Here is an 11,500-nt window from a genome sequence, read left to right as displayed (position 1 = left end):
GGGCTTGGCCGGCTCCGGCTCCGGCTCGGGCTCCGCGGCGGGGGCGGGGGCTTCGGCGGTCTCGGCCGCGGCACCGCCGCCGCCGGAGCCGTCGTCGATGACCGCGAGCTCGACGCCGACCTCGACGGTCTCGTCCTCCGCGACCTTGATGGAGCTGATGACACCGGAGGCCGGGGCAGGAATCTCGGTGTCGACCTTGTCCGTGCTGACCTCGAGAAGCGGCTCGTCGGCCTCGACGCGCTCACCCTCCTGCTTCAGCCAACGGGTGACGGTTCCCTCGGAGACACTTTCCCCGAGCCGGGGCATCGTGACAGATACAGACATGCTGGAACGACTCCTTCGTCGCGTCCGGCATGCACCGCGCAAGCGGCCGGCCGGAGGCGCTCATGCTATGGCGTGATCGTGAGTACCTGGGCGGGATCGAGCCGCGGAGCGAACCCGGTGCGGCGGCGATCCCCGAGCGTGATCGCCCTAGCCGTGGACGTGAAGAGGCTTGCCGGCCAGCGCCAGGTGCGCCTCGCCGAGAGCCTCGGACAGAGTGGGATGTGGGTGGATCAGCTGGGCGACCTCGGCGGGAAACGCCTCCCAGTTGGTGATGAGCTGGGCCTCGGCGATGAGCTCGCCGACCCGGTCGCCGACCATGTGGACGCCGACCACCGGACCGTCGGGGACCGCGATCAGCGTCACGGCACCGGCGGTCTTGAGGATCTGCGACTTGCCGTTGCCCGCCAGGTTGTAGGTGACGGTGCGGATGTCGCCGAAGCGCTCCCGGGCGGCCGCGGTGGTCAACCCGACCGACGCCACCTCGGGGTGGGAGTAGGTGACCCGCGGGACGTTGTCGTAGTCGACCGCCACCGGGTTGAGCCCGGCGAGCTGTTCGGCGACGAAGATGCCCTCCGCGAAGCCCACGTGGGCCAGCTGCAGGCCCGGCCGCAGGTCGCCGAGCGCGGACACGGTGGGGACGTTCGTACGCAGGTTGCGGTCGACGAGGACGTAGCCGCGGTCGGTCGCGATGCCGACCTCCTCGTAGCCGAGGCCGGCCGAGACCGGTCCACGGCCCACCGCGACGAGCAGCAGCTCGGCCTCGATGGTCGTGCCGCTCTCCAGCGACACGGTGACCCCGTGGTCGGTCGTCTTCACGCCGGCGAAGCGGGCGCCGAGATGCTGGGCGATGCCACGCTTACGGAAGGCGCGCTCGAGCAGCTTGGAACTGGACTCGTCCTCCAGCGGCACCAGATGCGGCAGCGCCTCGACGATCGTCACCTCGGCGCCGTAGGAACGCCAGACCGAGGCGAACTCGCAGCCGATGGCGCCGGCCCCGAGGACCACGGCGGATGCCGGCACGTGGTCGAGAGTCAGGGCATCGTCGCTGGTGATGACCCTGTCGTGGTCGATGTCCAGACCGGGCAGGGACTTCGAGTACGAGCCGGTGGCCAGCAGGACGTGCCGACCCTCGATGATCCGGTCACCGACCGCAACGGACGTCGGCGAGGCGAGCCGGCCGAATCCCTCGACCACCTCGATGCCGCGCGACTTGATCAGGCCGGTCAACCCCTTGAACAGGCCGGCGATGACCGAATCCTTGTAGGAGTTGACCTTCGTCATGTCGATGCCGTCGAAGGTGGACCGGATCCCGAAGGATTCGCTCTCCTTGATGTTGTCGACGATCTCCGCCGAATGCAGCAGTGCCTTGGTCGGGATGCAGCCTCGGTGCAGGCAGGTGCCGCCGAGCTTGTCCTTCTCGATCAGAACGACACTGAGGTCGAGTTCCGCGGCGCGCAGCGCGGCGGCGTATCCGCCGCTGCCGCCACCGAGGATGACCAGATCGACGGGACCGGCCGCTGAATCCGCCACGCCAGGGGTCCCTTCTCGTTGACTTCTATGGTTGTGCCGGTGATGCCGGGAGTGTGACCCGTACCCACCGGTGTCGCGCGTGCTCGCGACGCCGGTGACACGGCCGGCCGCGCCGGCGGCGATCGTCACCGCGCACGGCCGGGAACACCGGCATCGACGTGCCCTGCGGGCCGGCGTTTCAGGCCACGACTCGCCACACCACGTCGGTCCGAGCCCAGTCTTTCACGCCGTCGGCCGCCTTCTGCTCGGATGGGTGAGTGTGCTGCATCGCGTGGGGTGTGGCCGCTATCGACGCTCGGCCACTCCGTCGCGGACCGGTCAGCCGGCGATCGTGGAACCCTGGTCCGACGGCGGGCCGGCGAGGTCCTCGGCGAGCTGGATGAGCGTGCGGACAATCACGCCGGTGCCGCCCTTGGGCGTATGCCCGTAGGGCTGGCCGCCGTTCCACGACGGGCCGGCGATGTCGAGATGCGCCCAGCTCGCCTCGTTGGGCACGAAATGGGCGAGGAAGTGCGCCGCGACCAGCATCCCGCCGTCCCGGCTGCCGCCGGGCGGGACGTTCGCGATGTCGGCGACCGTGGAGTCCAGCCCCTTGCGTAGCTCCGGCGGCAGCGGCATCGGCCAGACGCTCTCCCCGGTCGCTGCGGCGGCCGTCGTGACCGCTTCGACCGCGTCGTCGCGGCCCATCACCGCGCTCGTGCGCTGGCCGAGAGAGACGATCTGGGCGCCGGTCAGAGTCGCGATGTCCACGATCAGACCCGGGGCCTCCTCGGCCGCCCGAACGAGGGCGTCGGCGAGGACGAGCCGGCCCTCGGCGTCGGTGTTGAGCACCTCGACGCGGGTGCCGCCGCGCAGCGTCAGCACGTCCGAAGGCCGGATCGCGTCGCCCGAGGGCATGTTCTCCGCGCAGGGCATCCAGCCGGTCACCGTCACCGGCAGCCGCAGGCGGGCCGCGGCGACGACCGTGGCGAGGACAGCGGCCGCGCCCGCCATGTCCGTCTTCATCCATTCCATCGCCGTCGGGGGCTTCAGCGACAGGCCACCGGAGTCGAAGGTGATGCCCTTGCCGACCAGCGCGAGCGCCGAGCTTTCGCCGCCGCCGCGCCATTCGAGGCGGATCAGTCGGGGCGGATTGGCGGAACCCTGGCCGACCCCGACGATTCCACCGAAGCCGCCCTCGGCCAGCGCCACCTCGTCGAGCACCTCGACGGTGACCCCGGCGGCGGTCGCCTGCTCGACGGCGACGTCGGCGAGCAGGGCGGGGGAGAGGTGGCTGGGCGGGGTGTTCACCAGGTCCCGGACCAGGACCACCGACTCGGCGACGACCACCGCACGGTCGATCTCCGCCTGCGCGAGTGGCAGGGACGCGCCGTCGACGAGGAGCGTCAGTGCGCCGACGGGGGTGGGCAGACCCTTCGCCGAGGTGGTGCGCAGCCGGTCGAAGGAGTAAGTGCCGAGCAGCGCGCCCTCGGCCACCGCCCGGACCGACTCCGCGGTGATCGACCCGGGAGCGGCGGCCAGGGCCAGCGCCACGGATCCGGTCCCGGCCAGCGCCCGCAGGGCCGCGCCCGCCGCGCGGCGCAGGACCTCGGCGTCCAGCGGAGCGGACGGGGGCGCCAGCGGGCCGAGCCCGACCGCGAGGACGGTCGCCGCCGGCAGCGTCCCCAGGGTCGCGAAGCGAACGGTTTCGCCGGCCTTCCCGGTCGCGCCGAGAGCGGTGAGCACCGCTTCGAGCCGGCCGCCGAGCGCCGCGTCCACCTCGGCGGCGCCGCCGGTCACCACAAGGCCGTTCTCGCCGACCGCGGTGCCGATCACCACCGCATCCGTCTCGAGATCGACTAGGGCTGCTGAGCTGGGCGCGATGCTGGTCATGCGGTGAGCGTATTGAACGACAAGGTCGACGGACGCCCCCCGGGGCGCCGCAGCCGGGCTTTCGCTGCTCTCCGCGCTTCCTCGCGCCTCCTCGCGCTTCCTCGCGCCTCCTTTGCCGGTTCCGGTCCGGATCGCGGTGGCCGGGGAAGTCAAACTAGGCTGTCCGCCATGGCAGACCTGCGTCGATCTCCGCTGTACGGCCGTCATGTCGATCTCGGCGCGAAGCTGGCCGGCTTCGGGGGTTGGGAGATGCCGATCGAATACGCCGGGCGCGGAGTGCTCGCCGAGCATCAGGCGGTCCGCGGCGCGGTCGGAATCTTCGACGTCAGCCATCTCGGCAAGGCCGAGGTCGTCGGCGCGGGCGCCGCCGACTTCGTCAACGCCTGCCTGAGCAACGACCTGGGTCGCATCTCGCCCGGACAGGCTCAGTACACGTTGTGCTGCGACGAGGCCGGCGGGGTCGTCGACGACCTGATCGCCTACCTTTTCTCCGCCGAACGGGTCCTGCTCGTCCCCAACGCGGCGAACAACGCCGAGGTCGTCGCCCGCCTCGCCGCGGCCGCCCCCGCGGGCGTGTCCGTCACCGACCGGCACACCGGGTTCGGGGTGCTCGCGGTGCAGGGCCCCACCGCCCCGGCCCTCGTGGCGGCCCTCGGCCTGCCCACCGACGGGGCCTACATGAGCTTCGTCGAGGCGACCTGGCAGGGACGGCCGGTGATCGTCTGCCGATCCGGTTATACCGGCGAGCGCGGCTACGAGCTGCTGCCCCGCTGGGACGACACGCCCGCGCTGTGGGATGCGCTGTTCGCCGCAGGGGAGGCCCTCGGCGCGTCGCCCGTCGGTCTCGGCGCCCGCGACACCCTGCGCACGGAGATGGGATACCCGTTGCACGGCCAGGACCTGTCCGGGGAGATCACGCCGGTGCAGGCCCGGTCCGGGTGGGCGGTCGGCTGGGACAAGGAGCGGTTCTGGGGTCGGGAGGCGCTGCTCGCCGAGCGGGCCGCCGGGGCCGCGCGCCTGCTCTGGGGGCTGACATCGACCGGGCGGGCCATTCCCCGACCGCACATGGCCGTCACCGCCTCCTCCGGCGAACCGGTCGGCGAGGTCACCAGCGGAACGTTCTCCCCGACGCTGCGCCAGGGCATCGGCCTGGCGCTGCTGGACCGCGGCGTCTCGGCGGGCGACACGGTGAACGTCGACGTCCGTGGGCGCCCGAGCCCGATGACCGTCGTGCGCCCCCCCTTCGTCCCGTCCTCGCCCAAGTAGACCCCGCTCGCCGGGGAGATCGTTTGTCTAGGCGCTGGTGGCGGGGCTGTCCGCGACGACGGGACGCTCCAGCACGGAGATCACGACCGCGGTCCGGTCGTCGTGGGAGCCACGGCGCCGGAACCGCAACGCCTCACCCATCGCGTGCACGTCACCGGGCGCCTCCCAGGATTCGGCCAGCCAGCTCCGCACGCCGGGGGAGTTGCGCAGGTCCGTCGCGAGACCATCGGTGCACAGCACGACGCGCCGCACCGCCTCGAGGCGGCGCACTTCCGGCGCGGGCAGTGGCTGTTCGGGCAGGGCGTCCGTCACGATGTTGACGTGCTCGTCCGGGGCGTTCGTCAGCAGCTCGTGGAACTCCCCGTCGGCCAGCGCGAAGGCCGAGACGTCACCGACGCGGGCGATCTCGCCGCGGCTGCCGGCGAAGACCGCCACCGCGCCGACGAACCCGATCTCCCGTGGCGCCAACCGGTGCGCGCCGGCCTGGCTCTCGGCGTACCGAGCGGCGTACGCCAACAGGTCGGCGGCGGTCAGCTCCTCGCGTGCCAACCCCGCCTGAACGGCTCCCTCGCAGAACGAACGGGCCCCGACCTGCGAGTGGGGGCGTGAGCCCAGTCCATCCGCGATGGCGACGATCAGGCGGCCGCCGGGGCTGACCGCGAAGTCGTAGGCGTCCTGGCAGGGGGAGCCGGACACCAGGTGCGCGGTTCCCACCAGCGAACCGGCGGCCACGTGGAAGCCGCCGACGAAGACGCTGTCGAGGCTCAGCATCGAGCGGCGGAAGGCCGTCGCGGGCGCCAGCACCGGCCGCGGCGCAGGCAGGACCTTACCGACGGTGGGCGCGGCCGTTGGCGGGCTGTGCAGCCGCCAGGGATCCGCGGGTCGGGTGGGCTCGCCCGCCGGCGCCTCGGCCGAACCGGCCGGTGGCGCCTCGGCCGAACCGGCCGGTGCCAGCCCGCCCGGTGCCGGTTCGTCCGGTGCCGGTCCGGGGTTGTCCGCCTCCGGCGGCCTGGGGGCACCGGGTCCGGCTGTCGCCGCCGGCGGCAGCCCGGCCGGCTGCTCCCAGGGGGCGGCACTCGGCGGGCCGGCGGCGTCCGCGGTCGCCCGCGGCGCGGCCGGGGTGTCCGGCGCAGCGGCATGATCCAGGGCCTCGGGAGCCTCGCCAGCCCCCCGACTCCGCGCGGGCGCCGCACCGCCCGGGTGGAGCGGCCAGTCGTGCTCCGCGTCGTCGGGCGGCGGGTGCTCCGCGTCGTCGGGCGGCGGGTGCTCCGCGGGATCGGCCCAGTGGCCGCGGAGGTCTCGGAACCGGGACATCACAGCGTCATCGGTGGGAGCGGCGTGAAGAACTCGGTGGGTGTTTCCAGGTGCAGACCATCGGCCTGGCTCGGGTCGCGGAAGCTCGTCGACGTGGTCCGGATGCTGCCGATCAGGGCATTCATGATTTCCCGAACCTGCATCGCGGGGTCGGCGTCCTTGGCGAGAAAGGAGAAGCGGGTCGCGATCCGGCGGATGCTGTCGACGTTGACCTGGTCACCGAAGCCGAACGCGACCACCTCCGGGGCGAACCGCCACGACCGGTCCCGCAGGTCGTTCAGCGCCGCGGCCCAGTCACCCGGTGCCTGGTGCTCCCCGTCGCTCATAAAGAACACCACCGGCCGGTAGATCGGCGTTCCCTTCGGCAGCGACCGCAGCCCTCCCTCGATCGCCCGCCGGGTCTCCTGGAACGCGGCGGCGAAGTTCGTGCCGCCCTCGACCATGAGCTCTGGCAGGTAGACCTCGGCCAGGTCGCACAGCGGCACGACGGTCCGCCCCACGTCGGAGAACGTGACGATGCTGATCCGGGCGATCTCACCGACCGTCGGATTGGACTGCATCTCCTTCTGCAGCGCCGGCAGGGAATCGTTGAGCGCCTCCAACGGGCCGCCGGCCATGGACGCGCTCACGTCCAGCACCATGAAGACCGGAAATATCGTGTAGAGCTCGGAACTCTCGTCGGCCACGCGGAATCCTTTCACGTTCTCAGGGTCAGCCGGAAGCTTCGATGGATAAAGCCACCACGAGTAGGTAGAGCCCCGCGAAGGCAATGAGCGATATACGCGTCCGCCGGACTTTTGGATAAGATGCGGGACTGACGCCGCGCAGTTGGATCAGGGCGAGGATGCAGTAGCCAAGACCGAAAGGTGAGTAACATATTGCCGTCAGTCCGATGGCATACCAGCCGAGCCTGCCGCGCAGAGCCGTGAGCGCGAACCAGCCGGTGGGCACTCGGCCGCCGACGCCCGGGTTTCCGGGTGAGGGCCCGGGCTGGTACCGCGGCCCGTATCCGGGCGCCTGGTACGGATGCGGCGGCATCACCGGGCCGGTCTGGTACCGAGGGGGTGCGGGCTGCTGGTATTGCTGCCCGGTTCTGGGCGGCTGGTATGGCGGGGGCTGACGGTAGGGGGATCCGGGCCTCGGCCACTGGTACGGCGGCGGCGGGTAGCGCTGTCCGGTTGCGGGCGGTTGACGGGGCGGGGGCGGCTGGCGCGCAGTGGGTGGCCCGGGCCTGGGCGGTTGGCGCGGCGGATTCACCGGCCGGCGGCCGGTCGCCGGCCTGCTGGGAGCCGGGCGGACGGTCGTCGTCCAGTCCGTGGCCGGCAACGGGGTGAACGTCGGCGGCGGGGCCTTCTTGGCCGGGGCGCTCATCGTGTCCAGCGCCGTGATCGCGGCATCGTCGAAACGGTTGTTCGGCAGGTAGGTCTCCCGCAGCGCCCGCACCCACTCATCCGGTGCGGGGCGCCGCGCGGCGTCGGTCGGTTCGAGCCCCCTGCGGAGGAGGTCGGCCAGTCGCACCGGGAAGCCATTCGGGATCTTCTGCGGCGGTGGCCAGCTCCCGTCCGCGGCGCGGTCCAGCTTGCCCGGGGTGAGTAGCAGGCCGCGGTACATGGCCAGGGCCAGGGCGTACCAGTCGCTGAGGTGGTCGTGCGCGGGGATGCGGCGTTCGACGACCCGCGGGTCAGCCCACCCCATCGCCTGCACGCCCGCCTTCGGCGCGGGCTGCTGCGGGACCATGCCGTCACAGTCGATCAGGTACATGACCGGCTGCGGCTGCACCGCCCAGGCCAGGTTCTTGCCGTTCACGTCGCCATGCACGAGGCCCCGCGCGTTGACGAAGTTGAAGATCTCCGCCATCCGCAGGAGCAGGACGATGCGCCCCTTCGCGGTCGGCGGCTTCGCGCGGGCCATCACCAGGAAATCAAGCGTGCGCACGCCGCCGAACTCCTCGTGGAAGAGCACCTGCGGGATGATCGGCAGCAGGACGCCGGTCACCGCACCGTACTGGTCGACGCTGACGTCGACCGGCCAGTTCACCGAGGATTCCGGGGTCTCGCCCGGCTTGCGGCGCTGCCTGACCAGGACCTCGCGGCCCACCTCGACCAGCTTTTCGAGATCCTTGCGGGCGGGCGCCTTGGCCGGGTCGAAGTAGCGCTTGAAGACGAAGTCCGGATCGCTCGTCCGGTGAATCGAGCCGACGCCGCCCCTGCCCAGCTCGTCTTTCTCGACGGCATAGGTTCCCCAGCTTCCCGCGACGGTCTCCATGTCGATCAACCTCCGCCAAGCGTGGAGAACCTGGTGATCACTCCTGTCACTGGACCACTCTTGCCGCACGAGGGGCAGTGGAAGACCGGCTGGGAGGAGTCCCAGCACGCGAGCTGGTGGCACCGACTGCACCGGACGACGTTGTCTGCGCCACAGCTAGGGCAGCCGCGATAGTCCGCGCTGATGGTGAAGGAGCCGCCATCCGTCGCCTGCGTCTGCGAGCCGGACATGGGGAGCACGCTGTCGGGGCGCTGCCGGGACACGCCCTTCAGCTCGAGATTCGCCCCCTGCCGACCGAACCGGCCGACCCCCGGATGCCTGGTAGCGCTGCAAGTGACGTTGGCTAGGATCGGCTGCTCGGGCATCATCGGCCTCGATTGCCACGATCCTCGGCCGGCGCAGCATGATTGTGCTGGTCAGACGCCTGCGTGCGCCGGTGGACATTGTCTCGCTGACGCTTGTGCCCGGACAGCAGATCCATGCCGGCCCGTCCCCCGTCCAGAGAAATCCCGCGCAAAACCTCTCGACGGGAAAGCATACAACCGGTCGGTCGATGGGTGCGCTCCGGCACGTCATTCGCAAAGCGCCGTGCAGCAAATTCCTCAAGAGATCCGTGTACTGACCTCGTTCGTGGCCCGTGGAGCGCGCCGGTGCCGGCGCGGCGCGGCATTGTCGGCGCAGCGACGAGAGATCGCTACCGACCCAGGAATCGCAGTGCGGGAGTCGGCAGCGTCATCGCCATGACGACCAACGTCACCATGGTGGTGAGCTCGATGATTCCACCGAGCATGTCACCGCTCAGGCCGCCGAAGCGGCTGGTCAGATAGCGCCGCAGCGCCAGCGAGAAGGCAGTCCCGACGCATACCGCGACAACGGCGCGCAGGGCCCGGCCGATGTCCCCGCCGTCGAAGTCGAGGCGGCCGGCGAGCGCAGCCAGGGCGCAGACCCCGATGAAGGCGAGCGCCGCGTCCCGGGTGCGGACCGTGCCGGCCACGAGTGCGCCGAGACCGTCCGGATGCGCGGGCGGGGTGCCGGCGGCGCAGGCAAGGGTCGCGGCGAGCCGCCCGGTCATGGCGGCGACGAGGATCGAGACCGTGCCGCGGTGCACGGTAATGGCCGCGCTGAGCGCCGTGACCTGCAACAACACGACGAACACGACGCTGATCACACCGAAGGCGCCGATCGTCGACTCGCGCATGATCTCCAGGGCGCGATCCCGCCCCCGCACCCGCCGGGCGCCGATGCCGTCCCCGAGATCGGCCAGGCCGTCGAGGTGCAGACCCCCGGTGGCCAGCGCGAGGACGGCGATGCCCACCGCGGCGGGCAGCAGACTCTGGTTGCGGTGACCAGGCGTCCCCGTCGTGACTCGCATGGTGACCACGATCACGGCGGTGATCAGCCCGAGGACCAGGCCCACCAGGGGCGCCAGCGCCATGGCTCGGCCGGCCAGGCGTCGGTCGAGCCGCTGCGGGCCGCGCAGGGGGAGCATCGTGAGCAGCGTGAACGCGGCTCTTGCCGCCAGCATCACGTGACGTCGACCGCCGTGCCATTGATGGCGTCAGGGCCGCCGACGGCCTCGGACTTACCGCTGACGCCCGCCTGGTCGAACGTCGCCATCTCCGCGAGCGTCGCCTGCGCGGCGCGCACCAGCGGGACCGCCAGCAGCGCCCCGGTGCCCTCACCGAGGCGCAGACCGACGTCGATCAGCGGCGTGAGCCCGAGTGCGCCGAGGGCGATCGCCTGCGCCGGCTCGGGGGACCGGGTGCCCGCCACCCACCACTTCCTGGCGCCCGGCGCGATGTGCTCGGCCGCCAGCGCCGCGGCGCAGACGATCACGCCGTCGAGGATGACCGGGGTCCGCCGCACGGCGGCCTGCACCAGCAGACCGGTGAGCGCCAGCAGGTCCGCACCGCCGACGACCCGCAGCATCGACTGCGCGTTGCTGGCGAACGGCCGGCCCCGCCACATGGCATCGCGGATCGCGGCCGTCTTCACCATCCAGCGACGGTCGTCGATGCCCGTTCCCCGCCCGACCACCTCGATGGGCTCGCGGTTGCACAGCAACGCGACGATCGTCGCCGCGGGGGTCGTGTTGCCGATCCCCATCTCGCCGGGGACGAGCAGATCCGCGCCCGCGTCGATCTCCTCGTCCGCGATGAGCCGACCGACGGCGAACGCCCGCTCCGCCTCGGCCACGCTCACCGCGTCCGTCCGGTCGATGCGCTCGCTCGACCGCCGCACCCGGTAGCGGTCGGGCGGTGCGGTGCCGTCGACCCCGCCCACGGTGGTGGGGTACGGGCTGTCCACCGAGACGTCGACCACCCGCACGGCGGCCCCGACCTGACGGGCGAGGACGTTCACCGCCGCCCCGCCGGCGGCGAAGTTGGCCACCATCTGCGCCGTCACGTCGCTGGGAAACGCGGACACGCCGAGCTGGGCTATCCCGTGGTCGCCGGCGATCACGATCGCCCGGACCCGGTCGAACGGCCGCGGGGGACAGACTCCCTGCACGCCGGCGAGCCAGATCGACAGCTCCTCGAGCCGGCCGAGGGCGCCCGGTGGCTTGGTCAGCTCGCCCTGCCGGCGCCGGGCCGCCGCCATCGCGTCGCTGTCCAGGCCAGGGACGACGGGCACGGCGGTGACGGCGGGTACGGCGGGAACGACACCGCTGGTGTCATGGGAATCCACGAGGTCCTTACTACCTGATCCGTCGCGGGAAGCTGGCGCCCGCCTGCGGATCATCGTCGTCCTCGCGTCCGCACCACCTGATCCGTTGCGGGCCGGCGGCGGGCCACGGCGGGCCACGGCGGGCCGAGGCGTGCCGGCACCGAGCCGGTGGCCACGAGAGGCCGGCGCGGGCGGTCGACCCGTTCTCAGGCGACCGGGCAGAGGCCGGTAGAGGCGGGCGGAGGATGCGGGCAACGGAGTC

9 protein-coding genes are annotated in these 11,500 nt (G+C 72.0%); 1 reads left to right on the top strand and 8 read right to left on the bottom strand.

All coding sequences use genetic code 11. The annotated features are described in order from the left end of the window. The 3 genes from NBZ83_RS02690 to NBZ83_RS02680 all read right to left on the bottom strand — a co-directional run. Nucleotides 1-324: biotin/lipoyl-containing protein (locus NBZ83_RS02690; RefSeq protein WP_308203755.1), on the bottom strand; the 324-nt coding region annotated here is incomplete at its 3' end. A 147-nt stretch (nt 325-471) separates the two neighbouring features. Beyond that, entirely contained in the window at nt 472-1,854 is a 1,383-nt protein-coding gene (gene lpdA, locus NBZ83_RS02685; protein WP_261565897.1) for a dihydrolipoyl dehydrogenase, read from the bottom strand. A gap of 318 nt (nt 1,855-2,172) precedes the next feature. Beyond that, complete coding sequence (locus tag NBZ83_RS02680; RefSeq protein ID WP_261574253.1) at nt 2,173-3,726, bottom strand: leucyl aminopeptidase; 1,554 nt, start codon at nt 3,724-3,726, stop codon at nt 2,173-2,175. A 168-nt stretch (nt 3,727-3,894) separates the two neighbouring features. Here NBZ83_RS02680 and gcvT point away from each other — a divergent pair, with 168 nt between their 5' ends. Next, a complete protein-coding gene (gene gcvT / locus NBZ83_RS02675; RefSeq protein WP_261565892.1) occupies nt 3,895-4,992 on the top strand; it encodes a glycine cleavage system aminomethyltransferase GcvT in 1,098 nt (365 codons plus the stop codon). A gap of 27 nt (nt 4,993-5,019) precedes the next feature. On the opposite strand, the gene NBZ83_RS02670 is transcribed toward gcvT, so the two are convergent. From NBZ83_RS02670 to cobT, 5 genes are all read right to left on the bottom strand, one after another. Next, a complete protein-coding gene (locus tag NBZ83_RS02670; RefSeq protein WP_261574252.1) occupies nt 5,020-6,306 on the bottom strand; it encodes a protein phosphatase 2C domain-containing protein in 1,287 nt (428 codons plus the stop codon). Beyond that, nucleotides 6,306-6,992 carry a vWA domain-containing protein gene (locus tag NBZ83_RS02665; protein ID WP_261565889.1) on the bottom strand — a complete coding sequence of 229 codons (687 nt, stop codon included), beginning with the start codon at nt 6,990-6,992 and terminating at the stop codon, nt 6,306-6,308. The genes NBZ83_RS02670 and NBZ83_RS02665 overlap by 1 nt, the downstream gene beginning before the upstream one ends. A 25-nt stretch (nt 6,993-7,017) precedes the next feature. Continuing rightward, nucleotides 7,018-8,571 (bottom strand): hypothetical protein, encoded by a 1,554-nt coding sequence (locus tag NBZ83_RS02660; protein ID WP_261565886.1) that lies wholly within the window; start codon nt 8,569-8,571, stop codon nt 7,018-7,020. Between the two features lie 694 nt (nt 8,572-9,265). Continuing rightward, on the bottom strand, nt 9,266-10,096 hold the full coding sequence (gene cobS, locus NBZ83_RS02655; protein ID WP_261565885.1) for an adenosylcobinamide-GDP ribazoletransferase: 831 nt from the start codon (nt 10,094-10,096) through the stop codon (nt 9,266-9,268). After that, nucleotides 10,096-11,259 carry a nicotinate-nucleotide--dimethylbenzimidazole phosphoribosyltransferase gene (cobT, locus tag NBZ83_RS02650; protein WP_261565883.1) on the bottom strand — a complete coding sequence of 388 codons (1,164 nt, stop codon included), beginning with the start codon at nt 11,257-11,259 and terminating at the stop codon, nt 10,096-10,098. Before cobT ends, cobS begins: the two co-directional genes overlap by 1 nt. Between the last annotated feature and the right edge of the window lie 241 nt (nt 11,260-11,500).

Source organism: Frankia gtarii (genome assembly GCF_025403375.1).
GTDB classification, from domain to species: domain Bacteria; phylum Actinomycetota; class Actinomycetes; order Frankiales; family Frankiaceae; genus Frankia; species Frankia gtarii.
The sequence above is the reverse complement of the archived record's forward strand: the minus strand, read 5'-3'. Positions and strand labels throughout refer to the sequence as shown.